Origin of the sequence: Balneatrix alpica DSM 16621 (genome assembly GCF_000619885.1) — a bacterium.
GTDB classification, from domain to species: Bacteria; Pseudomonadota; Gammaproteobacteria; order Pseudomonadales; family Balneatricaceae; genus Balneatrix; species Balneatrix alpica.
Genome location: NZ_JHUZ01000011.1, coordinates 12017 through 36320 on the forward strand (window position 1 = coordinate 12017; position 24304 = coordinate 36320).

At 53.6% G+C, this 24304-nt stretch carries 21 protein-coding genes; 9 read left to right on the forward strand and 12 right to left on the reverse strand.

Translation table 11 applies throughout. The features are described from left to right. Positions 1-42 precede the first annotated feature (42 nt). From Q334_RS0104110 to Q334_RS0104125, 4 genes are all read right to left on the reverse strand, one after another. Positions 43-1437, reverse strand: coding sequence for an HlyD family type I secretion periplasmic adaptor subunit (locus Q334_RS0104110; RefSeq protein ID WP_027312103.1), 1395 nt, complete (start codon positions 1435-1437; stop codon positions 43-45). Further along, on the reverse strand, positions 1434-3599 hold the full coding sequence (locus tag Q334_RS0104115) for a type I secretion system permease/ATPase (RefSeq protein ID WP_027312104.1): 2166 nt from the start codon (positions 3597-3599) through the stop codon (positions 1434-1436). The genes Q334_RS0104110 and Q334_RS0104115 overlap by 4 nt, the downstream gene beginning before the upstream one ends. 81 nt (positions 3600-3680) lie before the next feature. Continuing rightward, positions 3681-5420: a potassium channel family protein gene (locus Q334_RS0104120; RefSeq protein ID WP_027312105.1), complete on the reverse strand. Its 1740-nt coding sequence runs from the start codon at positions 5418-5420 to the stop codon at positions 3681-3683. After that, the gene (locus tag Q334_RS0104125) at positions 5417-5800 is read right to left on the reverse strand and encodes a DUF6394 family protein (RefSeq protein ID WP_027312106.1); all 384 of its coding nucleotides are present in this window, start codon (positions 5798-5800) and stop codon (positions 5417-5419) included. The genes Q334_RS0104120 and Q334_RS0104125 overlap by 4 nt, the downstream gene beginning before the upstream one ends. 204 nt (positions 5801-6004) lie before the next feature. Between Q334_RS0104125 and Q334_RS19830 the strand changes: the two genes are divergently transcribed. From Q334_RS19830 to Q334_RS17955, 4 genes are all read left to right on the forward strand, one after another. Further along, on the forward strand, positions 6005-6496 hold the full coding sequence (locus Q334_RS19830; protein WP_051527509.1) for a DUF6231 family protein: 492 nt from the start codon (positions 6005-6007) through the stop codon (positions 6494-6496). 97 nt (positions 6497-6593) lie between these two features. Then, a complete protein-coding gene (locus tag Q334_RS0104135; protein WP_027312107.1) occupies positions 6594-6860 on the forward strand; it encodes a hypothetical protein in 267 nt (88 codons plus the stop codon). Between the two features lie 3 nt (positions 6861-6863). Beyond that, positions 6864-7520 carry an SOS response-associated peptidase gene (locus tag Q334_RS0104140; RefSeq protein WP_027312108.1) on the forward strand — a complete coding sequence of 219 codons (657 nt, stop codon included), beginning with the start codon at positions 6864-6866 and terminating at the stop codon, positions 7518-7520. A gap of 24 nt (positions 7521-7544) precedes the next feature. Further along, complete coding sequence (locus tag Q334_RS17955) at positions 7545-10295, forward strand: insulinase family protein (protein WP_051527510.1); 2751 nt, start codon at positions 7545-7547, stop codon at positions 10293-10295. Here the strand turns inward: Q334_RS17955 and Q334_RS0104150 are convergent. Together Q334_RS0104150 and sbcB are read right to left on the reverse strand one after the other, a co-directional pair. Next, entirely contained in the window at positions 10267-10638 is a 372-nt protein-coding gene (locus Q334_RS0104150; protein WP_027312109.1) for a hypothetical protein, read from the reverse strand. The genes Q334_RS17955 and Q334_RS0104150 overlap by 29 nt on opposite strands. Next, positions 10619-12097: an exodeoxyribonuclease I gene (sbcB, locus tag Q334_RS17960; RefSeq protein WP_051527511.1), complete on the reverse strand. Its 1479-nt coding sequence runs from the start codon at positions 12095-12097 to the stop codon at positions 10619-10621. The genes Q334_RS0104150 and sbcB overlap by 20 nt, the downstream gene beginning before the upstream one ends. 178 nt (positions 12098-12275) lie before the next feature. Here sbcB and Q334_RS0104160 point away from each other — a divergent pair, with 178 nt between their 5' ends. Next, on the forward strand, positions 12276-15008 hold the full coding sequence (locus tag Q334_RS0104160) for a DUF349 domain-containing protein (protein ID WP_162157415.1): 2733 nt from the start codon (positions 12276-12278) through the stop codon (positions 15006-15008). Between the two features lie 77 nt (positions 15009-15085). Here the strand turns inward: Q334_RS0104160 and phbB are convergent, their stop codons facing one another. Continuing rightward, a complete protein-coding gene (gene phbB, locus Q334_RS0104165) occupies positions 15086-15835 on the reverse strand; it encodes an acetoacetyl-CoA reductase (protein ID WP_027312111.1) in 750 nt (249 codons plus the stop codon). A gap of 292 nt (positions 15836-16127) precedes the next feature. On the opposite strand from phbB, the gene Q334_RS0104170 reads away from it, so the two are divergent. The 3 genes from Q334_RS0104170 to Q334_RS0104180 are packed head-to-tail and all read left to right on the forward strand — an operon-like array spanning position 16128 to position 18015. Continuing rightward, positions 16128-16898: a motility protein A gene (locus tag Q334_RS0104170; RefSeq protein WP_027312112.1), complete on the forward strand. Its 771-nt coding sequence runs from the start codon at positions 16128-16130 to the stop codon at positions 16896-16898. Between the two features lie 2 nt (positions 16899-16900). Then, complete coding sequence (locus Q334_RS0104175) at positions 16901-17632, forward strand: OmpA/MotB family protein (protein ID WP_027312113.1); 732 nt, start codon at positions 16901-16903, stop codon at positions 17630-17632. A 2-nt stretch (positions 17633-17634) separates the two neighbouring features. After that, positions 17635-18015: a PilZ domain-containing protein gene (locus Q334_RS0104180; RefSeq protein WP_027312114.1), complete on the forward strand. Its 381-nt coding sequence runs from the start codon at positions 17635-17637 to the stop codon at positions 18013-18015. Between the two features lie 86 nt (positions 18016-18101). Here Q334_RS0104180 and Q334_RS0104185 read toward each other — a convergent pair whose 3' ends face one another. The 4 genes from Q334_RS0104185 to pfkA all read right to left on the reverse strand — a co-directional run bounded on the left by Q334_RS0104185 (position 18102) and on the right by pfkA (position 22959). After that, the gene (locus Q334_RS0104185; RefSeq protein WP_245593657.1) at positions 18102-19613 is read right to left on the reverse strand and encodes an inorganic phosphate transporter; all 1512 of its coding nucleotides are present in this window, start codon (positions 19611-19613) and stop codon (positions 18102-18104) included. Between the two features lie 201 nt (positions 19614-19814). Next, on the reverse strand, positions 19815-20654 hold the full coding sequence (locus tag Q334_RS0104190) for an RNA polymerase factor sigma-32 (protein ID WP_027312116.1): 840 nt from the start codon (positions 20652-20654) through the stop codon (positions 19815-19817). 394 nt (positions 20655-21048) lie between these two features. After that, a complete protein-coding gene (locus Q334_RS0104195; RefSeq protein WP_027312117.1) occupies positions 21049-21948 on the reverse strand; it encodes a DMT family transporter in 900 nt (299 codons plus the stop codon). A 9-nt stretch (positions 21949-21957) separates the two neighbouring features. Continuing rightward, positions 21958-22959 (reverse strand): 6-phosphofructokinase, encoded by a 1002-nt coding sequence (gene pfkA, locus Q334_RS0104200; RefSeq protein WP_051527512.1) that lies wholly within the window; start codon positions 22957-22959, stop codon positions 21958-21960. 175 nt (positions 22960-23134) lie between these two features. Here pfkA and Q334_RS17965 point away from each other — a divergent pair, with 175 nt between their 5' ends. Then, a complete protein-coding gene (locus Q334_RS17965; protein ID WP_051527513.1) occupies positions 23135-23638 on the forward strand; it encodes a redoxin family protein in 504 nt (167 codons plus the stop codon). Here the strand turns inward: Q334_RS17965 and Q334_RS17970 are convergent. Then, positions 23620-24297 (reverse strand): metal-dependent hydrolase, encoded by a 678-nt coding sequence (locus tag Q334_RS17970; RefSeq protein ID WP_051527514.1) that lies wholly within the window; start codon positions 24295-24297, stop codon positions 23620-23622. The genes Q334_RS17965 and Q334_RS17970 overlap by 19 nt on opposite strands. Positions 24298-24304 lie beyond the last annotated feature (7 nt).

Here is a 24304-nt window from a genome sequence, read left to right on the forward strand (position 1 = left end):
GTTACGGTTGGTTTCAGCACCTCGCGATCCTCTGCCAATTCACTAGCGCTCATGCAAGCTGTCCTGGCGATACTTCAGCAGCGGCGACAGGAAATACTCTATCACCCGGCGCTGACCGAGATGAATTTCTGCGCTCAGGCTCATCCCCGCTGCCAGCGGTAACCATTGCTGATCCGCATTGATGCCGGTTTGCAGAAGCTGTATCCGAGCGGGGTAAACCAAACCATAGCGTTCGTCCTCACTGGCATCCTGGGCGATTGATTGCACCCGCGCCTCAACCAGACCGTACTTGGTAAAGTTGTAGCTATCGACCTTCAGTTTGACACTTTGCCCCTCGCTAACGAAGCCACGGTCCTGATTGCGAATCCACACCTGAGCCTCCAGCTCCGCCGCCTGGGGAACAATCTCAAGTAGCACCTGGGCTGGACTGACGACCCCACCCAGCGTGAATACCTGCAGATTCTGCACCGTACCTGCCAGAGGTGCCACTAACCGATAGTGGGCCAGGCGCTGCTGCAATTGCTGCCACTGCCGTTGCAGGCTTTGATATTCGGTGCTGCTTTGCTGCAGCTTGGCCAAAGCCTGGCTACGCTGCTCATGGATTAAAGCTTGGCGTCCGGCCTCATTGGCTGCCTGAGCGGCCTGCAACTGCTGTAAACGGGTCGCACTGGCCGCCAGCCCCTGTTCCAACTCCACTTGCTGCTGACGCGCCTGCAACCATTGGCTGCGGGCGGCCAGCTGCTGTTGTTGCAGCTTCTGGTAAGCCGCCACCTGCTCATTCACCAGCTCCAACAGGCGCCGATAGCGTTGCTGCTCCAACAACTCCTGCTGATATTGGCCCTGCAAACGCAGGGCTTCCTGTTGATGGCGCGCCAGGGTGGCCTCATAGCCCTGACGTTGTTGCACTAACTGGTAATAATGCTGCTGCTGTTGCGCCTGACTCGGCCCCTGTAAACCCGCAGGAACTCCTGGCCAATGCCAGTGTTGCAGCTCAATCTCCGCTCCCTGACTAAGCCAGCTCACCCAAGCCTGCTGCCGCGCCTGCTCCAGATAGGCCTGTTGCCAGAGCAATGCCAAACGTTGCTGTTCCAACACAAGTTCATCGCTGTCCAACTGCAGCAACAGCTGTCCAGCCTGCACCTGCTGTCCCTCCTTCACCCCAATTTCCACTACCTTGGCGCTGACTAGGGACTGAATCTGCTGCACCCCCTGGCTCACCCGAATCTGCCCAGGTGCCTGGGCATAGATATCCAGCCTGCCCCACCAGGCCCACAGCAGGATCAGGGTAAAAATCACCATCAGAGTCCACATCAAGCCACGTCCAAGTGGCGAAGGCGGGCGCCGCTCCAGCTCCAGCGCGGCGGGTAAAAAGGCATAAATCTCCTCCTCACTCAGGCCCTGCCGCTGCCGCCCACTGAGAATCAGCCGAGGCTTCATGCCAAGCCCTCCGCGACAGGAGGAGCAGACCACTCCGGCTGCTGATAGGCATACAGACGGGCATAGTAGCCCTGACTGGCCAGCAACTGAGCATGGGAACCCTGCTCGACTAAGCGCCCCTGTTCCAGCACCAGGATACGACTGGCCTGGCGCACGGTGGACAGGCGGTGGGCAATAATGAATACCGTACGCCCCCGGCAGATTTGTGCCATGTTGTCCTGGATTAAACGCTCACTTTCATAATCCAGAGCGCTGGTTGCCTCATCCAGAATCAGGATGCGGGGGTTGCCAATCAGCGCCCGCGCCAGGGCTAGTCGTTGACGTTGGCCACCGGACAGACTGGCCCCCTGCTCCCCCACCTGGGTGTCATAGCCCTCGGGCAACTGGCAGATAAACTCATGGGCGCCAGCCAGCTTGGCCGCCTCCATCACTAACTCCAGGGGTAAACTGGGATCGGCCAGGGCGATGTTGTCCTTGATACTGGCGTTGAACAGACGATTTTCCTGCAACACCACACCAATCTGACGCCGTAGCCAGGCAGGCTGCAGCTGGCTGATATCCTGCCCATCCAGCAGAATACGGCCAGACTCCGGCAGATACAGGCGTTGAATCAAGCGCGCCAGGGTACTCTTACCTGAGCCTGAGCGGCCGACAATGCCTATCACTTCTCCCGCCTTGACCCTAAGGCTAAAGTCCTGCAATGCCAGAGGGCGATCCGGGCTGTAACGGAAGTTCAGCTCACTAAACTCCAACTGTCCCAACATCTGTCGCGGCACCGCTTTATTCGCTTGCAGGCTGGGCTCGCAGGGGGTGTTGAGAATGTCCCCCAGCCGCTTGACCGCAATCCCCGCCTGCTGAAAGTCCTGCCATAGCTGCACCAGCTTTAGAATGGGATTACTGATTTGTCCGGCCAGCATATTAAAGGCAATCAGCTGGCCAATACTGAGTTCGCCCCCCATCACCAGCCGGGCGCCCTGCCAGAGGATCAGAACCGTCACCACTTTATTGATCAGCAACGCACTCTGGCTGGCAATATTGCCCAGGTTGGCTGCCTTAAAAGAAGCGCTGACATAGGCGGCCAGTTTTTCCTCCCAACGCTTCTGCACCAGTGGTTCCACCGCCAGGCTTTTTAAGGTCTCAATTCCCGCCACACTCTCAGTGAGAAAAGCCTGGCTGGCAGCGCCATGCAAAAATTTGTTATCCAAGCGTTTGCGCAGCAACGGTGTGATATACACGGACAACAACAGATAGGCCGGGATTGAACCCGCCACAATCAAGGTCAGAGTCGGGCTATAGACATACATCACCGCAAAAAAGACCAGGGTGAAGAACAGGTCTATCACCAAGGTCAACGCTGAGCTGGTCAGGAAATGACGAATGCTATCGAGCTCACGCACCCGGGCCACGGTGCTACCAATCTGCCTGGCCTGAAAATAGGCGATGGGCAAATGCAGCAAGTGTTGAAACAGCTGGGCCCCCAGGGTGACATCGACTCGGTTGGTGGTATGGCTGAATAAGTATGTGCGCAGCCCGCCCAGCACCACCTCAAACAGCGATAGCAACAACAGCCCCAATGCCAACACATCCAGGGTGGTCAGGCCCTGATGCACCAGTACCTTATCCACCATCACCTGAAAGAACAGTGGCGTCAGCAGGGCAAACAGCTGCAAAAAGAAGGAGGCCACCAGCACCTCTGCCAAAGGGCGGCGATACTTTAGCAAAGCCGGCACAAACCACCCCAGACCAAAGCGCCCTTCCGCTCCGGCTAGCCAGGCGCGTCGACTCAGCAATAGCACCTGCCCCGTCCAGATTTGTTCCAACTCCGCTTGATTCAGGGTATGGCTGACCGGCAGTAACGGATCTTTCAGCAGTACCCTATCCTCACCACAACGGGCCAGAATCAGATAACGCCCATCCTGACAGGGTAGGATCGCCGGCAGGCTGAGTTTGGCCAAATCCTGCCAAGCGGCCCGAACCAGGCGGGCTCGCAGTTTCAAGCGTTTAGCCGCAGCTAAGAGGTCTGCCTGACTGGCCTGCGCCGAGCCTAGGCCACAGTGGTGCTGCAAACTTGGCAGGTCCGCCGCCACCTGATGATAGCGGGCCACCAATACCAGTGCCGCCAAGCCAGAATCCGGCTGACCCGCAGGCGATGAAGAGGTCATGGAGCCACCTTGTTGTTATTGTTGGAGGCTCCTGAAACTACTGAGAATGGCTCTTATTGCTCAAGGTAAAAAACGGTCAATTTATCCCTTGGGCTGAGTCATATTGTTAGTCTTACGCTGGGCCCAGTGGTGGGCCACCCAGCGCCATACATAACCACTGGCTCCCTCATAACCATCCCGTACATAGCGCAGCACGTTGTAGTTACAGGCAGTCCACTGCATCAGATTAGCCACCTGTAGCTGCCCACAGAACAGCAGCTGATCACCCTCCTGCAACAGGGTCAGCTCCCCCGGTAACAGCTTGTAGGTATTGCCACGTTTGAGCATCAACGGAAAAGCCCGCAGGGTTTTGCTACGATCGCGGGGGTCTTTGTAAAACAGGTTCAGTTTGACCTCTTGCCCTTCCTGCAAGGCCAGCCAGAGTGCGGGACTCTCCTCCTCCGTGACCGTTAGCGACCAGCTCTCCAGCTCATTGTCCCCTACGGTTTCACGCATCCGATTCACCAGGGTATGGGCCCAAACATCATCCCGTCCCTCCAACTGCTGTAAAAACTCCACCAGCAACGGCGTTTTGATCAACAGCATGATCTTATTGGCGATGATGCGGCTGGGCTCCATCACGTAGTCTGTCTTGGCGGCTTTAAACACCATGGAGTTGGCGGTTTGATTCTGCCGTGCCACCGTAATCAACTTGGCATTAAGTTGACGAGCCGTGAGGATAATCGACAGGTTATTCGCATCACTGGCGGTACCGGCAACAATGCCAACGGCATAGTCAGCCCCTGCCTCCTGTAGGGTGACCGCCTCGGTGCCCAGTCCCAGGATCATATTGTCGGTCTGGCCAAATTTGGCCGAGTCCTCGTCCACCACCACCATATCCACATCCATTGCCTGCAGATGGCGGTGTAATGCCTGACCAAAACGACCATAACCACAGATCACCCAGGTACCCTGAGTCGGGCGGGTCATCGCCAGGGCAGAACGGTGACGAGGGTTGACCAGCCAGTCGTATACCAGGTGCTTATATGGCGCTTGCAAGGCCATCGCCAGGTACTCAGCAAAGGACTCGAAGGGATCGACGATGTGCTCGGTACCAAAGGAGGCCAGGTTATCGCTAATACTGCGCGACTCCGCTCGGCTGATAACCACCACCTCCGGTGCCAGCAATTTGGAGGCGATAGCAATAGCGAGGTTGATTTCATCGTCATCGGTCAAGGCCAACACACCGATGCAGTGGGGGTGCAGCAAACCCGCATCCTGTAATACCTCAGGCTCGGCGGCATTTTCACACAGGCCCGGCACCGGCATGGGTAGCGTATCGGTTTCCAGGGTCTGAATCGGGCTGAGGTTAGCATCCACCACCACCGCCTGAATTCCCCGCTGTGTGAGCTTCGACACCAGCAGCTGGCCGGTCGTGCCATAACCGCAAACCAGATAGAACGGCTCCTGAATAGCGGCCACTGCCCGGCGAAAGCGCTGACGTTTAAGTAGACGAAGAAAGCCTGGGTCCTGTAACACCGTCAACATGGTGCCAATGCCATACAACCAGGCAATGACCGTGCCGTAGATCGTAAAGGTGGCCCAAAAACGCTGCCCATCGGTAAAGGCATAGGGAATCTCACCAAAACCGATGGTGGAGCCCATAAAGCTGACGAAATAAAACGCATGGAAAAAGCCCATGCGCCAGGGCTGCCCCTGATCATCCTGCCCTGGAATTAACACAAACCCCAGAATAGAGATGGAATACACCACGATCAGCGTGATCAGCGGCCATCGCAGCCGCCGCAACACCACATAGAAAACCGAATTAAGTGGATTCAACGGCGCACCATTACAGTTTCAACCATCAATAAGATGACCGAAGTCAGGTTGGCCAGCAGGGCGCCTGCTGCCATCGACACCACACTGGCGGTCACTTCCGATGTCATCCCCACCTCGGTTACATAGAGGGCAAAGCCCCAGATCAAGGCGGCTATCACCAGCTGCAAGTCGGCCACCAGGCTGGTTGCCAGCAACACCGCCCCAATATGAGTGCGGTCACCAAACTTCAGCACCGTGGCAATCAGGCTCACCACGATGGCGGCAAACAACTCATAAGCATTGTGGTGCGTAGGGTCGGTAATTTCCCCCAGCACAAAACCAAAGTTGAGGGTCAACGCCAATACGATAAAAAAGGCAAAAACGACTTTTTCCCGATTCATTCTTTGCTTCCTAACCAAGCTGATGGTCTGTCTATGCTCATCATGGCTATAGACACACTCCCGATCCCTCGCCAGTATAACCCCAGGCCGTGGCGAAACCGCTAGCGCCGATAACGCCATTTCTTACTCAGGCCCTGCGCTCTTACTTTCAGGCCTTTACCCTTTTATTTGCGGTGTCACCGCATCAGCCAGGAGGAAGCCTGCATGACCGCCCCCGCTTCGGCACTTATTCAACAATTGCTGACCCGTCTACAACAACTTCAACCCGATACGCTGCTCCATATTAGTCCCACTCCCCATGCCGAACTGGCCACGGCACTGGCTAACCAGGGCGCAGATTATCAACAAGTCAGTGCCGAGCAATTACTCCACGCCCCCCAACAAATTGCCCCTGCCACCCTGGTACTGGTCAGTGAAAGCCTGGAACAACTGCCACCAAGCCAGGGTCGACAGCTACTCGGTTTACTGCGCAACTACCATGCTCGCCACCTCTGGGTACTCTATCGCCCCACCGCCAATCCTTGGGTAGCAACGGACTTCTATGCCTTGGCACTGCAACAGGAGGCCGAGTTCAGCAGCGAACAGGGTTCACTGTTTTGGTACAGCTACGATGTCCACACTTACAACCATGTCCGCAGCTGGAATAATCCAAAAAACTGGGCCAATCCACAAAATTGGGGCAAGTACTGGTGGTGACCTCAAGCCTCGGCTTAGCTACCATAGCGCTTTTATTCGATAGCCCTTTATCGAGGGTTCCTTGCCGGTTCCTTATCGATAACATTCAGGTACTCTCATGAGCCAAGCGCGTAATCAACGCTATATGAAAATTGCCTCTGCCTGCCTGCAGGCACTGAAAGAGGTCGCTCCTGGCGAAAGCCGGGAAAAACAAATTCAACGTGTCTATGCAGCCATTGATGAGGCCTTCCAGGCTGCCAATCAAGACTACGCTCAACAACTCACCCAAAGTTTGGTCGTGCTGGAACAAATTGCCCGTTTAGGTGATGACGAACTGCATAAAGCACGTGAGCTGGCACGCGCTGCACTCCCCCAGCGGCACTAATCCATGGCTGGACGCCTGAGTCAGGGCAACCTGTATCAACAGACTGGCTTACCCGCGCCCCAAGCCTTGGGGCGCCCGCTAGAGGCCAGCTATAATCTCAGCCCTTACCAATGGCTGGCCTTGCAGACTGCCACAGACACTTTGGTCGCGGCACACTGGGGGCTCGCGCCATCTTGGATCAAAAATCTACGCCAGGCACCCTTTACCGCACGCAAAGAATCCCTGGCGGATAACGCTCTTTTTCAGCAACCACTACAACAACAGCGCGGTTTATTACCCCTGCAGGGCTATTACGACTGGCTCCATGCCAAGGGTAAGCGCTGGCCAGTATTTATCAGCAGTCCAGAGCACCCTGTACTTTATGCCGCGGCACTGTGGCAATGGTATCGGCTGGCCGATGTCGCCTATCTCACCTGCGCCCTCATCAGCGTGCCGGCCAACCCTTTTCTCGGTCAGTTTAGTCAGCGTATGCCCGCTTTACTGGATCCCACCGAGCATAGCCGTTGGCTAGCAGCCGACACCCCCGTTGAGCAGTGCCTGGCCCTACTGCAACCCTACTCTGCTACCCTGCAAGCATGGCAGGTTGACCCGCAAGTGAACTCTCACCACTTTCAAGGGTCTAGATGTATCGTCCCCCAGGGACGAGTCTTCATTGGTTAACCTTGCGTTGCGCAAAGGAGGCGTATGCACACTTTAGCCCGTTTTGCCGTTACCCTGTTGTGGCTGCTTAGCCTTAATGCACTGGCTGCCCCCATCAAACAAAGCCCAAACGATAACCGCAGTTATCACAACCTCACCCTGGCTAATGGCCTGCAGGTTCTGTTGATTAGCGACCCCGCCACCGACAAGAGTGCAGCGGCAGTCGATGTTAGCGTTGGCAGTGCCGATGAACCGGACGCCCTGCCTGGCCTGGCACACTTTTTAGAGCATATGTTGTTTCTCGGCACTGACCGTTACCCTCAAGCCGGAGAATATCAAAGCTTTATCAGCCGTAATGGCGGTAACCACAATGCCTATACCGCCTTCACCCATACTAATTACTTTTTCGATATTGACCCTCCCCAGCTCTACCCTGCTCTACAACGCTTTGCCCGCTTTTTTATTGCTCCGACTCTTGATCCAACTTACATTGAGCGCGAAGTCAAAGCCGTTGATTCCGAGTACAAAGCCAAAATCCGTGAAGACGGCCGTCGTCTGTATGAAACCCAACGCCTAACCTACAATCCGGCCCATCCCGCCAGCCGCTTTAGCGTAGGCAGCCTGGATACCCTTAAAGATCAACCCCAGCTCAGCCTGCAGCAGGCACTGCAGGATTTTTATCAGCAGCATTATCGTAGTGAGCGGATGCGCTTAGTCATCCTCGGCCGCGAGCCCCTTGAACAGCTCAGCCAGTGGGCCAGCGAACTCTTTGCCGAAGTCCCCCAGCAACAACAACCTTATAACCGCAGCCTGCCTCCTCTTTATCTACAGCAGCAACTGCCACAGTTTTTGCAACTGCGCCCTTTGAAGCAAACCCGCAACCTGATCATCAGCTTTCCTTTACCATCACAACTCAAACAAGAGGCCAACAAGCCCCTGCAATATATTGCTGCACTGCTGGGTGACGAAGGCCCTGGCAGCCTGCTGGAAGTGTTTAAACAACAAGGCTGGGCTACCTCACTCAGTGCCGGGGCCGGCTACTATGAAGAGGACGCCAGCACCCTGCAATTGAGCCTCGAACTCACTCCCGCCGGCGTCCAGGCTCAGCCACAGCTATTGGGGTTAATCTTTGCCTATATCGATCTCATTAAACGCGAAGGGGTCGAAGCCTGGCGCTATCAGCAGTATCAGCAGCTGGCTGAAATTGACTTCCGCTTCCAGGAACGCACGCCTCCCATGCACTGGGTCAGCTACCTCGCCCGCAAGCTACACGACACTGAGGCAGAGGATATTCTCTATCGACCCTATCAATTCGCCGGTTTCCAAGCAGCTGAGATTCACGCCTTATTGCAACAGCTGCGTCCCGAGCAGGCCAGTGTGCTGCTGATGGCGCCAGAAGCCATCACTGAACAACAGAGTGAGTGGTATCAAGTCGACTACCAGCTACAACACAAGGCTCAGCTCGACATCAGCACAGAGACAGCACTCAACAGTCAATTAGCTCTGCCTGCGGCTAACCCCTATATTCCCAACGACTTTACCCTTGTCACGGGCAGCAGTGATGAAAAGCCGCGCCTGCTACAGCAGCAGCCAGGCTTTCAGCTATGGCATGCCAGCCAAACGCGCTTTGGTGCCCCTAAAGCTGATCTCTACCTCAGTTTGCGCTCGCCGATCGCCAATGCCAGTCCGCGCCATACCCTGCTGACTGAGTTAATGATTCGTAGCATCAAAGATCACCTTAATGATCAGATTTACCCTGCATTGGAGGCCGGCCAGGAGGTCAATTTCTATCGTCACCTACGCGGGGCCACCCTCAAAATATCCGGCTATCACGATAAGCAGCCACTTCTGCTTGGCACGCTGCTCAGTCAGATGACCACACAACCGAGGGATGCTCGCCGCTTTTTACGGATTAAAAAGGGGCTGCAGGAAGACCTGCTCAATGCTTATCAGCAAGCCCCTTATCAGCGCGCACTTGGCAGCTTGAGCAGTCAGCTATTGCCGAACAACTGGGATGAAGGGCAATTGCTGGCGGTACTGGCGGAACTGAATCTCAGCGACTTGCATGACTTTATTCCCCAATGGTGGCAAGCCCTGGATGTATTAATGCTCAGCCATGGCAATCTGACGGCGGAACAAGCACAAAGTTTAGCCGGGCAAGTACAGCAACATCTGCTCAACCGGAGTCAGGCTGTTACGGTGCCTCGTGCACAGTTACGGCAATTATCACCCGGGCATGACGAACTCATTGTGCAATACAGCCCTCATGCGGACTTAGGTGTGAGCTGGTACTGGCAAGGACAGGATGACAGCATCGAGAGCCAGGCCCGCCTGGCTCTCCTGGCACAATTGCTGGAGGCACCTTTCTATACCGAGATCCGCACCGAGCAACAGTTAGGCTACATTGCTTTTGCCTCTGCCTTCCCACTGCTTGATCACCCAGGGTTGAGCTTTACCCTACAAAGCCCTAATGCCAGCCCAGAGCAGGTTAATCAGGCTTTTCGTGGATTTTTGCAGCAGTTTCAGCAGCAGTTGCAGCGTCTGCGGGCAGAGGATCTACGCCCCTATCAGCAGGCTCTGATCAGCACCCTGCTGACACCCGCTACTCAGTTAGGCGAATTAAGTGAAGAATATTGGCGGGAGCTGGATCGTCAGGCCTACGACTTCTCCAGTCGCGAGAAGCTTGCCGAAGCGATTGCCAAGCTGACTCCGGCAGAGTTACGCCACACTCTGGCGCAACTGTTGGCAGCGAATCAGCAGCGCCTCATCAGGGTCGAGGTGCGGCCACAATCGTAGTGGGATAGAGGATCGCCTTAGTCGATTTCGGCCCCGCCGCAATCACTAAGGCCTCCTCCGTAGCCACGCTATTTGGCTTCATTTTTGCCGCTGCAGGGATCAATAGTGCTTCTGTCGGCGCCTGCTTCCTCACCGATGCCGCAATGATCGCAGCAGCCTCTGCTTCAACAGGCAGCGAGCGTGCAGCGGCAATCACCACCGCTTGCTCACTTACGGACGTTTTAGCCGGTGCTGCAGGTATCAACACGGCCTCTGGCTGAGGACTGACCAAGCTCTGCACTGCGACTACAGCAGCCTGTCCGGCTTGGCTGCCAACACTAGGCTCAGCGATCTCCGCTTGCACGAGAATCGGCCAACATAAAAGCAGGCCAGTTGCCGTCCTGCAGGTATTGCTCCAGCTGCTCTGCATACTTTGCTAATGCCTCCTGTAGCTCAACCGCCAACTCATTGCTGTCGGCCAGCTGTTGTAACTGCTGGCGAAAATCCTGCAGGGTTAAGGCTTCGGCTCGCCCATCCAGCAAACGCTCACGACAGTGAGCTAGCCATTGACTCTGCTCTTGTTGATCCAGGCTGGCCGGATAATTGCGTCCGCGATACCGAAACAGCATCTCTTCCAGCCGCCCATCTTGAAACGGCCAACTCTGTTTAAGCTGACTCACCTCGCTCACGATAATCTGCTGCAGTATGCGCCGATCAGAATCCGGTAAAAAACCACCTGAGTACAACAGCAGATCCGGATCGCTTGGCCGCTCCAGCTCACTCGCCTGTTGATAAAGCTGTTGTAGCTTGGGCTGCCAAAGCTGCCGATGCTGACGCAGCCAGGCAAGATTATCCTTTAACTCAGCTTCATCCAGTTGCAGTCGGCTAAGAATGCTCTTATTCACGCCTAATAACATAGGGCTACGGTTGATATGCAGGCTTTTCAAGCCCGGACGCAACTCATCTTCAGCCAACTGATCCTTCGGGGTGTATAGTCGGCGGCGCAGCTCATCCACCTCCAGCTCAGCTAACATGGCAGCCGGCTGACTCAAATCCCATAACACTACAGCATTATTGTTGCCAGGCTGGGGCAGCAGCGGCACCACGACAGCACTGTGCAAACGGCTACCGGGAAAACGCCCCGAGACATGCAATAACGGCTTCAGCGCACGATAGTCAATCATCGCTAATACCTGCTGTTTTTGCCGTAATGCCAAGCAATAAGCAAAAAGCTCAGGCTGACGTTCTTTCACCAACTTGGCCAACCCGAGCGTCGCCCACACATCGCTCAAGGCATCGTGTGCATGGCTATGTTCAATACCATTAGCGGCGCTTAAGCGTTCCAGGCGAAAACTGGTTTGCCCATCCTGTTGCGGCCAGTTGAGGGTGTCAGGCTTTAACACATGCACCAGACGTAACATATCCAGCACATCCCAACGTGAGCAGCCCTGACTCCACTCCCGCCGATAAGGATCACGCAGATTGCGATACAAACTATGGCGCGTCACTTCATCATCGAAACGCAACGAGTTATAGCCCACACCGCAGGTGCCCGGCTGGCCTAACTCTTGCTCAACCCGGGCAATAAACTCTGCTTCAGGCAAACCCTGTATCCATGCCTGTTGAGGAGTAATACCAGTAATGGCGCAGGCTTGTGGCTGAGGTAAGTAATCCAGCGCAGGCTGGCAATACCACACTACCGGTTCGGCGATAGGGTTTAATTCCGCATCGGTACGCACCCCAGCAAACTGGGCAGGACGATCACGGGCAGGGTCGATACCAAAACTCTCATAGTCATGCCAAAAAAAGCTAAACTCAGCCATGTTTCCTCATCTCGCTCATCCCTACCTGGCCATCACTATTCCGCAAAAGCGGCACCTTATCAAACTTTCCGCCTATGCCAAACAAGGGTACAATGATGCCCCCTTGAACTTGGTGGCCGAATGCACCGGCAGCGCACCAGGTCTTCCTTTTCGCCTACTCGGTTGCAGTTTGAAGCTTATGTTCGCGCGTTTTTTTCGACCCAAATGGCAGCACGCCAAAGCAGAAGTACGCCTGCAGGCCGTTCAACGGCTGAATCCCGAAGCAAGCGCCGATCAGCAAATCCTAGTTGAACTCGCTCGCGGTGATAGTGCCGGTACCGTACGCGGGGCAGCGATTGAGCGCCTTACCCAGCCTCAGGCACTATTGCCTATTGTGCGGGGTGAACAGGATCCGTCCATCCGTCAACTGGCCCTACGCCAGCTGGCAAAAACCCTCAGTCAAAGTGAGTCCCCTGATAGCCAACTGCTTGAGCAAATCACCCAACAGGACTTACTAGTGCATTTGGCACTGCATGCCCATAGTAACCCCTTGCGTCAGCAAGCCTTAAGTAAGCTACAGGAAGATCAGGATCTCCTTACCCTAGCTTGCAGTACCTTGCCAATAGAACTGCGAGTTCAGGCAGCCGAACGCATCCAGGGCCGTGAGGCCATTGAGCAACTACTTAGAGAGACCCAGAACAACAAGCGTCTGCAACGCTTAGCTCGGGATAAGCTCACTCGTTTAAAAGAAGCAGAGAAAGCCCAGCAGCAACTGCAGCAGCAAGCTGACAACCTATGCCAGAGCCTTGCTAGCCTGAGCCGTACTCAGTGGTTCCCTCACTATGGCGCCAAGTTGGAAGGACTTAAGCAACAGTGGCAGCAACTTCCTGCCGAGGCACTGGCCAGCAACTGGCAGGAGCGTTTTCAGCAGTTAGTTGCAGCATGCGAACAGCAAATTCTTGCGCAGCAGGCGGCAGAAACCGCCCGACTGGCCGAACAGCAGGCTGCCGCCGCTGCACAACAGGCCCGGGAACAACAACAGCAAGCCCAACATGCCTTCTACCAGCAGCTAAGCGCCCTGACAGAGTTGGATCAGCCACAATTGGCTGAGTGGCAACAGCGCTATCTACAACTCAGCACGGCCTGGCAGGAGTTGCAAACCGAGCCCGCCGAGCCCGAGTCGCTACGCCAAATCGCGCTCGCACTTGAGCACTGGCAACAATACTTACATCTGCAAGAGGCGCTGGCCGCTGCGCTGCAGCAGCCTGAAGTCGATACCCTGCTGCAGTTACGCAAACAACTGCAATGGCCGACCAAGCTGGCGCAGCCTGCTCTGCTGCAACAACTCGAGCAGCACCTGCAGCAACTCCAACAGCAACAGCGCCAGGCCCGTCAGCAACAGCGTCAGGGACAACAGCAACTTGAAGCCAAGCTGGAACAGATGGCACGCCACCTCCAGGCCGGGCGCAGTAAAGCCGCCAGCCGTATTGGTCAACAACTGCAACAACAACTCAGCGAGGGTGAATCCTTTCCCCTTGCTCTGCAACACCGTTTGCAGCAGCTTCAGCAGAAGCTACAGGAACTACTGGATTGGCAAGGCTTTGCTTTAGTACCGAAAAAGCAGGAACTAATCGCTGCGATGCAGGCACTGGCAAGCCAGCCACAGGAACCAGCACAGCAATTGCAACGTATCCGCCAGCTCAATCAAGAGTGGAAAGCCCTGGGCTCTGATCCTTCTCCCCAGGCGCAAACTCTGTGGCAGGCATTCCGTGAAGCAAGCGATGCGGCCTACGCTCCTTGCCAAGAATATGTACAGCAGCGTGAGCAACAAAAGCACGCTAACCTCAGTATTCGCCAACAACTGTGCGAGCAATTACAACAGTTTTTAAGCAGTGACCAACCTGCACAGGCGAGCTTGGAGTTCCTCGAGCAACTGCGCCAAACTGCACGTAACCAGTGGCAACAAGCGACTCCGGTAGACAAGGAAGCCGCTGCCCAGTGCCAGCAGCAGTTTGACCAACTGATGGATCAGTTATCGCAGCAGATCAACGCTGGCAAGCGTGACATTGAGCAAGCTAAAACTGAACTGCTAGCGGCAGCGGAAGCCTTGCTCGACTGGGAGGATGTACAAGCAGCCACTCAGGAAGCCAAAAACATTCAACAGCGCTGGAGAGAACTCGGCCAGGGACGCCGACGCCAGGAGCAAGCACTCTGGGCCCGCTTCCGCCAGTGCTGTGACCAACTGTTTGCCAAGCGCGATGAAGTGCGCCAACAACGCCGCCAAGAGCGCCAGGCCCAGCAGGATCAAGAAAGCCAAGAAGCCATCCAGTTACTTAAGCAGCTACAACAACTCCAGCAGCAAAGCAGCCTGAGTGAAGAACGCCTAAACGAGTGCTTAAGCCGTTGGCAACAATTGCCAAAGCGTTTACAGCAACAACATAGCGAGGCCGCTGATTTAATTCAGCAGCTGCAACAACAACTGGTCAAAGCAAGCTATCAACCTTTACTGCAAGCCTTAGAGCAAGCCTACGCAGTCCTGCCTCAGCTGGAACGTCTAGAATGTGGCGAAGAGCCGGACGCAACGCTGACACAGGATGCTCTCCCCGAAGCGCTGCTATCCCGCTACCTAAGCGCCCGTGAAGGCCATAGCGAATTACGCATGCAGATGCAGCAGCAAGAACACCGCCTGCTTTGTATTCGCATGGAATTGTTGGCGGGCGTTGACAGCCCTGCACAAGATCAGAACTTACGCATGCAATATCAACTTGCACGCCTGCAAGACTCAATGGAACAGGGTCATAAGGATACCACTCCGCTCTGCGTACAAATGTGGGAACTGGAATTGGAATGGTTAGCTGCCGGCCCCTGTGCCGATGACAGCCTTCCAAAGCGCTTCCAACAGGCACTCAGCATTGCCCGCCAGCGCTATTAAAAGCCATCTACCCAGTAACGATCCAGTAACGAAAAAGGGGCCACATCATGGCCCCTTTTTATCTCTGTCCAGCCCGCTTAGAACATGTGCTGGCCGCCATTGATGGCAATGTTAGAACCTGTGATATAGCCAGAGTGATCACTACAGAGGAAGCTCACTACCTGGCCAATCTCTTCTGGTGTCCCCAAACGACCGACAGGAATGTCAGCAACAATTTTCTCCAAGATTTCAGGAGCAATTTTTGCAACCATCGGCGTCATCACGTAACCAGGAGAGACGGTATTCACCGTCACCCCCTTACGCGCAACTTCCTGGGCCAACGCTTTGGTAAAGCCATGAATCCCTGCTTTAGCGGCAGAGTAATTTGCCTGACCAAACTGTCCTTTCTGCGCATTCACAGAAGAGATATTAACGATACGCCCCCAACCGTTTTCGATCATGGAGTTGATCACCAGGCGGGTCATATGGAACATGGAGTCAAGGTTAGCAGTCAGCACTTCATTCCACTGCTCCCAACTCATCTTGCGGAATTGGCCGTCACGGGTAATCCCCGCGTTATTGATCAGAATATCGACATCCCGTCCTGATACCTCACGAATCTCCTGAATACAGCGCTCACAAGATTCGTAGCTGGTCACATCACCGTAGGCAACATCGATATCAAAGCCCAGCTCACGCTGCTCCTGCTGCCAAGCTTTCGCTTTCTCGTGATTTCCCCCGCTGTTATAGCCTGCAAATACATGGTAACCCTGGCGTGCCAACTCCTGACAAATAGCACTACCAATGCCCCCTGTCCCCCCGGTAACTAACGCGACTTTTTTAGTCATGCCCTTTTCTCCTTTTTCGTCCGTTATTGGATGTTGTAGCAAACGCGGCAGCGCTCACTCCCTTTCTTGGGCTTGTTTTAATCGTTGTTGTTATAGCAAGGCATTATTATAGTTTTACTACTAATGTAGCCGATCCAGAGAATTACGAAAGCACCTTGTCAGTCTCGTCCCGAGACCCTATTCGCTAGGTCAATGGATCATAAATAGCATAAGCGCCTTGGCTTGTATTTTGCTTACTTTGTCGTACCCTGAACATTCGCCTTTGTAAGCACGCTTTGACGGAGTATTAGATATGGATTTTGCCTCCCTGTTAGGCATTATCTCAGGCTTAGCCCTGATCGTTTCCGCAATCTACCTGGGTGGTGACTTTAATATTTTCATCAATATTCCCGGCTTAATGATTGTGGTCGGCGGCACCATTGCTGCCACCCTACTGACTTTTCAGTTCAAGGATGTGCTGTCCGCTTTTCGCGGTGCTTTCATTGTTTTCAGCCAAGATCGCACCAAACCCCAGGAAATGATCCACACCATGCTGGAACTGAGCAAAGTCAGCCACCGTAATGGTTTGTTGGCTTTAGCTAATGTTGAGACCGACTCCAAATTTCTTAAACGTGCCTGCAATCTGATTGCCGATGCGGCCACCGAAGACTTTATCCGTCTTACTCTGCAAACCGAAATTGACTCTCTCATGGCACGTCACTACGTTGTGCAGGACATCTTTCGCAAGATGGCAGGCTATGCCCCAGCCTTCGGCATGCTCGGCACCTTGATTGGCTTGGTACAAATGTTGGCACAACTGGATGATCCCGACAGCATTGGCCCCGCAATGGCGGTTGCCCTGTTGACGACTTTTTATGGTTCAGTTATGAGCACCATGTTCTTCCTACCCATCGCAGGCAAGCTGAAAGCCCGTACTCTGCTGGAAGTACAAAACCTGGAAATTATTCGGGAAGGTGCCATTAGCATTCTGGCCAACGACAACTATTTGAATGTCTATGAGCGGCTGTCCTCCTATATTCCCGAAGCTCAGCGTCAGCCTATCAATTTCAATAAGAGCAGCTAGCCATGTCCAAACGCGACCTGATGGAAGAAGAGGAAAGCCAGGGCTGGCTGGCTACCTACGCAGATTTAATGAGTCTGCTGCTGGTATTCTTTATTTTACTGTTCTCCATCTCCACCATTCAGATCGAACGCTTTAAGGAGGTCTTTACCTCGGTGCGCTTTAGCCTCACTCAGGCAGGCAGCACTAATGCCATTATAGAGCTGCCACACGAGGCTCCCACGGAGCGTAAACCCATTCAGAAAGAAGATGTCATCCTGCCACAAACCCAGGAAAACCCTGAGATTCAGGCAGTGATGCAAGAACTGTCAGAGATTATCAGCACCCCTGAGCTCTCTAAAGAAGTGAAGGTGGTACAACAGGATGATCGTCTGCATATTCGCGTTAATGGCCATGCGTTGTTTGAGCCCGGCTCGACCGACCTGTCCTACGAAGCAGATCCAATTCTGGAGGCGCTGGTAAAAGTTTTCTCGCAACATCCGGAGTTCCAAATCAATATCCAAGGGCATACGGATAATCAACCCATCTTCACCGATAAGTTCCCCTCCAACTGGGAATTGTCCGCTGTCCGCGCCACCACCGTACTGCGCTATTTTGCCTATGAAGGATTAGATGCAAAACGCTTTAGCGCCACTGGTTTTGCCGACTCACGCCCCCTTACGACCAACCAAACTCCGGAGGGACGCGCAGAAAATCGCCGTGTAGAGTTTGTTCTTGAACGAATTCGGGCCCAGTGACCATGTTTACCTATAACGAACCAGAAGAGCAGCGGCGCCGCCATTATCGAGTGCTGATTCGCCCGGGGGATGAGCTTAACCTGCGTATTGCCGATGAGCGGCTACAACTGCGAGATATTTCAGCGGGTGGATGCTCCTTTCGCCAACCGGCGGTTATCCCTTTGCGTCAGGGACAGCGCATTAAAGCCAGGATCAGCAGCAAGCGGCACCCAGACCTGGAGCTCAAATTGGAGCTGGAGTTATGCCGCCTGCAACAAGGGTATTGGCACGCTCGCATCCTCACCAGCAATGGCAAAGACTTTAACTTGCTATGTGCACTATTAAACGAAGTGCAGCAAGAGCATATTCGCCACGACCAACAGCATTCGAACTCACCCAACTAACGCCCGATACGTCTAACGACGATAGGGACACAGGCACAAAAAAGCCCCGACAAGCGGGGCATTTTTGTGTGTCTCTGGCATTTCGCTTACGGCAGCATAAAACCACGGATAGCGAAGAAGATAAAAGCAGCCAACAGCGCAGAAACAGGAACAGTAATGATCCAGGCTGCCACAATTTTGTAAATTGCAGAGCGCTTCACCAACTCCCGCTTAGTCGCCTTTTTCAGCCCTTTGATTTCCTTCTTATTCAGCAAAGAGTCACCAGACTGAGCTTTCAGCTCACGCAGCATTTGTTTCTTTTCACGCACATCCGCCTGTTCAAAACGCTGCAAGAAGGCATCAACATCCTCCTGGCTAGCATCCTGGTGATGCAAGTGAATCTCACGGACCATATCTTCGTAAGAAGTTTTCAAATACTCACGTAAGAAGCCCACGCCAAACACTGCACCCACAGCAATATGAGTGGAGCTAACAGGCAGGCCTAGCTTACTCGCTACAATGACGGTCAAAGCAGCAGACAATGCGATACAGTAAGCTCGCATCTTATCCAGCTCAGTGATCTCGCTTCCTACGGTTTTGATCAGCTTAGGACCGTAGAGCGCCAGCCCCACAGAAATACCTAGCGCACCAATCAACATCACCCAAAGGGGAATTCCAGCCTTTTCAGTGATGGCACCATGTAACAATGCCTCATTGATCGCCGCTAATGGACCAATCGCATTAGCAACATCGTTTGCACCGTGAGCAAAGCTGAGTAGCGCAGCAGCAAAAATCAACGGGATATTAAACAAGTTATTTATGCTGTCTTTATTGTTGGCCATTTTGCTGGAGGCCTTACGGATCATCGGACGTACCAGCATAAAAATGATCCCTGCCAGCACAGCACCAATAATCAATGCCTGACCAAAATCCAACTTGATTAGATTCTTTGTGCCCTTCAACAGCAGATAGCTGCCAAATGCCCAAGCCATCACCGTAACCAACACAGGCACCATGGTATTAGCAGCCGCCAACATATCTGCCTTATAGGTAATGGTACGCTTGATCAGGTAGAGGAAAGCCGCAGCAATCACACCGCCAAGCACGGGGGAAATCACCCAGCTGGCCGCAATGCCACCCATTTGGCTCCAGTTTGCTACTTCCATACCACCAGCAGCCACCCCTGCACCCAACACACCACCAACAATAGAGTGGGTGGTAGAGACCGGAGCACCAATAGCTGTGGCCAAGTTCAGCCACAGAGCACCTGCTAACAAGGCTGCCATCATGGCCCATACAAACAGATTCACATCACCAATTTTGCTCGGTTGGATGATGCCATTCTTAATGGTGCTAACGACTTCACCACCAGCAATTAAGGCGCCTGCAGCTTCAAAAATCGCGGCGATCAGAATCGCGCCTACCATGCTCAGGGCTTTGGAGCCCACAGCAGGGCCAACATTGTTTGCCACATCGTTGGCACCGATATTCAGTGCCATATAAGCACCAAACACCGAGGCGACGATCAACAAGCCACTATGGCTGGCGATCTCTGCTGCCTGTCCCTTGGCAACAAAATAAACTAACAGAACAAAGAGTACTGCCGCGCCTAGGCGCATGAGTTCTCTGGATAGACTATTCGTCGATTTCACAATAGTGCTTGGAGATTCCATGCAGTCGTTTCCTATGCATGTTGATCGGGACACTCCAGTCATCAAAGCGTAAAAAGCTTGTCATGCTGAAGTCACACGGCGGCACATTGTACACGTTTGCCCCCGCATAGGCTATGCGGGGGCGGGGGGAGAAAATCGCGTTTTTACTCAATGACCAAGAAGGATTTTCTGTATATCTTTCAATGCCTTGGCTTCTAATTGGCGTACACGCTCAGAAGAAATATCGTAGCGATCGGCCAACTCTTGCAGCGACATTTTATTATCGGTCAACCAGCGCGATACGATGATGTCACGGCTGCGCGGCTCCAAGGTCGCAAGAGCATTCGCCAGTGCTTTAGAGCTTTCTTTGCAGCTACGTTCTTCAGTGAACATCCGCTCTGGACTGAACTCACTGCTCTCCAGACTGCGTACTGTATCACCGTCAAAACCATCGTCATCTCGCCCTTCGTCGAACTCGACATAGCTCATGTCTTTGCCTTTCAGACGTAGCTCCATCTCCTTCACCGCTTCACGGGAAACCCCTAAGCGTTCGGCAATATCATCGACTTCTGCTTCTGACAGAGACACGCCCTTAAACTCTGCGCGGAGTTTGAAGAACAGTTTGTGCTGCTCTTTATTGGTCGCCACATTCATGATGCGCGAGTGCTTAATCACATATTTGTGAATCTCCGCACGAATCCAGTAAGCCGCAAAGGTCGACAGACGGATGTTACGGTCAGGATCATGACCTTTTAGCGCCTTCATAAGCCCTGCCGTGCCTTCCTGAATCAAGTCAGCGATAGGAAGACCATAACCACGATAGGAGTATGCGATCCAAATCACGCTTTTCAGGTTCGCTAACACCAGCTTTTCAATGCTTTCTTTATCATTGAGCTTGCTACGGCGACTCAGCTCTAACTCTTCCGCCTTAGACAATGACTTAATCGCATTGGCTTTGTGAATGAAATGGTGAATATCGCGCCCCGGGGAAAAAATTGATGTACCCATGTCGCACCTCCTCCCAGCGTCAGCTCTTGATTGATGAGCTTGCGCCTGCTTATTGTCGTGGTACTGATTGCAGACCGACTACCCTCTGGTCTTAGTCTGTATTCAGCAAGTTCCGGGCCAGTTTTTTGTTATTACCCGATTCCTTTGTCTTGATACTCCAGATCTTCTCTTTTGGATCAACATCCACCTAAGAAGTTCCTACAGTATTCAGGACCGGCTTGAGTATCAGCTTAGCGCACAACTGGGATAAGTGTCACAAATGTCACGTCAAAAAATGACGTTTTTCGACCAAAGACGGCAGGCTTCTTGCAAAAAAGCATTCGCATTTTGCAAAAAGCAAAGTGCAATCAGCGACTTTTTGCAGATTGCAAAGGGATAAAAACGAGAATATCTATCATTTCGTAACCCGCTGCGCTTGCACTCCGGCGACCAAACCCAGCAGGATAAACGCCCCACCAATAGCATGGTAAAACTCAAAAGCTTCGCCCAGCAGCCACGTCGCTAATACGCTACCAAAAACAGGCATCAAGAAAATAAATAGGCTGGCAATCCCTGGACCGAGCATGGCAACGCCATGATTCCAGAACAGATAAGCCAAAACAGAAGGAAAAATCCCCGTATACAGAATGACCCCCACACTCCCCCAGTGTACTTGCATCAACTGGCCCTGGCCCCACTCCCATAGAAACATCAGCGCTAGCCATGGCAATCCCAGCCATACCATAACCCCCAGCAGCACCAAAGGAGGTAGCAGCAAAGACCGCTTACGTAGCAGTACTGAATACAGCGCCCAACACCCTACGGCCAAGAGCATCCATAAATCCCCTTGAGTAAAGGCCAACTGGGTTAGCACCTGTACATCACCTCTGGAGATCACCAACAGCATACCAGCTGCACCGAGCAACATACCCAGCCACTGTAGTGGTAAAGGACGACTGCCCAGGATCACCCATGCCATCAGCAAAGTGCTGAGCGGGATAAGGGTATTCATTAAGCTAGTATTGATCGCTGTTGTGGTTTGCACCGCAACATACAGAATTGTGTTGTAAGCCGTAACGCTGAGAATGGAGAGCAGCAACAACCATGGCCATTGCTGACGAATCTGCGGCCAGTGCTGCTTTGCTCCTGACCAAGCAAGGGGTAATAAAATCAGCGCGGCGGTTGTCCAACGCCAAAACGCAAGTGTAAGAGGGGGAATATCACCAACAACGGCGCGTCCAACAATCGCATTCACCGCCCAAAACAAGGTCGTCAGTGTCAACCCTGCCACCGCCATTCCATAGCCCTTGGACATCAAACCTCCTCAACCGGCCAGGGTTTTAACCATCTCTAAATAACGTACGTCCAGGGTTTTACGCTTTGTTGCTAGCTCCTGCAAGGGGACTACGACTACTTGATTATCCCGCACCCCCAACATAATCCGATCATGTCCGGCCAAAAGATAACGAACCGCTTGTTCACCTAGCATCGAAGCCAGCACCCTATCATGACCGGTGGGCCGCCCTCCTCGCTGAATATGCCCCAACACACAGACACGTGAAGGATAACCGCTACCCGCCAGACGCTCGGCTAGTTGATAAGAGTTACCTTCTTTTGGCCCTTCGGCGACCACCAGAATGCTGGAACGTTTACCACGCTGACGGGAAGCCGCCAAGCGCGCTACCAGATCGGCATAATCCAGTGGCTGCTCAGGTGAAATAACGCCCTCTGCTCCCCCTGCCAAGGCCACCTGAACCGCAATGAACCCAGTGTTTCGGCCCATTACCTCCACCAGGAAGAGTCGATCAAGGGCATCAGCCGTATCACGAATACGGTCAATCGCCTCTAACGCTGTATTCACAGCCGTATCAAAGCCGATCGTATCTTCCGTACCCCAAATGTCATTATCGATGGTGCCTGGTAAGCCTATTACCTTGATTCCCTGCTCCTGGGCCAACAGATGTGCCCCCGTGAGCGAACCATCCCCACCTATCACCACTAATGCATCCACCCCCAACTCACGCAAATACTCTGCTGCCTGAGCACGTCCAGCTGGATGACGAAAGTCTTCGCAGCGGCCCGTCTTCAAAAGGGTGCCACCACGCTGAATGATATTACCGACAGAGGCCATATCCAGACTAAGGGCTTCTCGCTCAAACAGACCAATATAACCATGCTGAATACCGATCACCTCTACTCCAGCCGCAAGTGCAGTACGCGTTACTGCACGTACAGCCGCATTCATCCCTGGCGCATCGCCTCCACTCGTTAACACCGCAATACGTTGCAGGTTGGTATTTTGTGCCAGTGCCTGTAATCGCCACATTGTTGCTCACCCTTCCCCTGCTGACTCTTACCGCTGGAAACCTAAACTTTGGCATCACCGCCTAAAAACAGTGACACACGCAAAGCTTCTCACTATACACTCTTACCCCATTAAGCAAGGCGCCCATATGGCAGCCTTAACTAGCTTCCTTATTCGTTTTGCAAGAGTACGCCGGATGAGTCACTCAGGTCACCCCCTCCCCTCGCAACCACTATGGAGCTTAGTTGATGGACAGCCCCAGGCCGCTCCAGCAGCTGAACACCTAGCTCAGCACCGCAGCCTTTTAGTCTCGGTGCCAGGAGCCTTTACCCCAACTTGCCACAATCGACATCTGCCCGCTTTGGCAGCAGCCTGGCCAGACCTGCAAGCGGCTGGCATCACGCAACTCTTTTGCATGGCCGCAAACGATGCCTTTGTGATGCAGGCCTGGTTAACCAGTCTCGACTTAGGCATTCCCATCCAGGGCCTATCTGACCCTGATGCTCAATTTGCCGAGGCGCTTGGTCTCGCCAGTGATGCGAGCCAACGAGGTATGGGCAAACGCGGTAAACGTTTCTGCTTATTGGTTGAACAAGGCTTGATACGCCACACCTGGATAGACGAGCCAGGTCAATTTGTACAAACCCATCCAGATACTATTCTGCAGTGGCTTCAGACCCATCAGAACCAGCTCACCTGACTCCAATCCAGTCGCCACAACCGCCCCCAACTGTTTGCACTGGGGGCCTCATGCGCCATCAATAAAGTGGCCAACAGCAGCAGTAAAGATGCCCCTGGCTGAGTAAAATCAGTCAGCTTTGCCGCACTGCCCCAAGAGCTTTTTAAACGTGCCCCCATTAAATCCACGCTATAACACTCATCCAGCAGCAGATGAATACTAGCGCCAAGCCAGATGAAGGCAGCGACACCCCAGGCAACCTTTGCGCCTGTATTAAGCCAGATATAGCTAAGCCACAAGCCAAGCAAGGCAAAGAAAGCATTGGCCAGCCATGAGTGCAATATGCCTCGATGCACTGTAAAACCAGCAAACACCCACAAACCTAGGTAGCGCACCAGCACAAAGCCAAGTGCCGCCAATAACCAAAGGCTGAGAATCCCCAACTGGCTACTACCGCCAACAATAATCAAACAGGCGGCCACCACCCCTAAACCGGAAAAGAGCCACTCCAAGGCAATCGAGTTATCTGAGTCGATATCCGGTAGTAAACCTGCCACACTGCCTACCACCCAATAACCCAAGGCTTCAGTAACACTCGCTTCATCTAAACTGATAAGCGCTGTGCTGGCTAACCCACTCACCAGCGTCGCCCCTAACAAATGTGTTTTAAAATCTGCCATAGAACCC

Coding starts and splice junctions, on each gene's coding strand:
- Q334_RS0104110 (WP_027312103.1), bottom strand. CDS start 1,437: ATGAAGCCTCGGCTGATTCTCAGTGGGCGGCAGCGGCAGGGCCTGAGT.
- Q334_RS0104115 (WP_027312104.1), bottom strand. CDS start 3,599: ATGACCTCTTCATCGCCTGCGGGTCAGCCGGATTCTGGCTTGGCGGCA.
- Q334_RS0104125 (WP_027312106.1), bottom strand. CDS start 5,800: ATGAATCGGGAAAAAGTCGTTTTTGCCTTTTTTATCGTATTGGCGTTG.
- Q334_RS19830 (WP_051527509.1), top strand. CDS start 6,005: ATGACCGCCCCCGCTTCGGCACTTATTCAACAATTGCTGACCCGTCTA.
- Q334_RS0104135 (WP_027312107.1), top strand. CDS start 6,594: ATGAGCCAAGCGCGTAATCAACGCTATATGAAAATTGCCTCTGCCTGC.
- Q334_RS0104140 (WP_027312108.1), top strand. CDS start 6,864: ATGGCTGGACGCCTGAGTCAGGGCAACCTGTATCAACAGACTGGCTTA.
- Q334_RS17955 (WP_051527510.1), top strand. CDS start 7,545: ATGCACACTTTAGCCCGTTTTGCCGTTACCCTGTTGTGGCTGCTTAGC.
- sbcB (WP_051527511.1), bottom strand. CDS start 12,097: ATGGCTGAGTTTAGCTTTTTTTGGCATGACTATGAGAGTTTTGGTATC.
- Q334_RS0104160 (WP_162157415.1), top strand. CDS start 12,276: ATGTTCGCGCGTTTTTTTCGACCCAAATGGCAGCACGCCAAAGCAGAA.
- phbB (WP_027312111.1), bottom strand. CDS start 15,835: ATGACTAAAAAAGTCGCGTTAGTTACCGGGGGGACAGGGGGCATTGGT.
- Q334_RS0104170 (WP_027312112.1), top strand. CDS start 16,128: ATGGATTTTGCCTCCCTGTTAGGCATTATCTCAGGCTTAGCCCTGATC.
- Q334_RS0104175 (WP_027312113.1), top strand. CDS start 16,901: ATGTCCAAACGCGACCTGATGGAAGAAGAGGAAAGCCAGGGCTGGCTG.
- Q334_RS0104180 (WP_027312114.1), top strand. CDS start 17,635: ATGTTTACCTATAACGAACCAGAAGAGCAGCGGCGCCGCCATTATCGA.
- Q334_RS0104185 (WP_245593657.1), bottom strand. CDS start 19,613: ATGCGCCTAGGCGCGGCAGTACTCTTTGTTCTGTTAGTTTATTTTGTT.
- Q334_RS0104190 (WP_027312116.1), bottom strand. CDS start 20,654: ATGGGTACATCAATTTTTTCCCCGGGGCGCGATATTCACCATTTCATT.
- Q334_RS0104195 (WP_027312117.1), bottom strand. CDS start 21,948: ATGTCCAAGGGCTATGGAATGGCGGTGGCAGGGTTGACACTGACGACC.
- pfkA (WP_051527512.1), bottom strand. CDS start 22,959: ATGTGGCGATTACAGGCACTGGCACAAAATACCAACCTGCAACGTATT.
- Q334_RS17965 (WP_051527513.1), top strand. CDS start 23,135: ATGAGTCACTCAGGTCACCCCCTCCCCTCGCAACCACTATGGAGCTTA.
- Q334_RS17970 (WP_051527514.1), bottom strand. CDS start 24,297: ATGGCAGATTTTAAAACACATTTGTTAGGGGCGACGCTGGTGAGTGGG.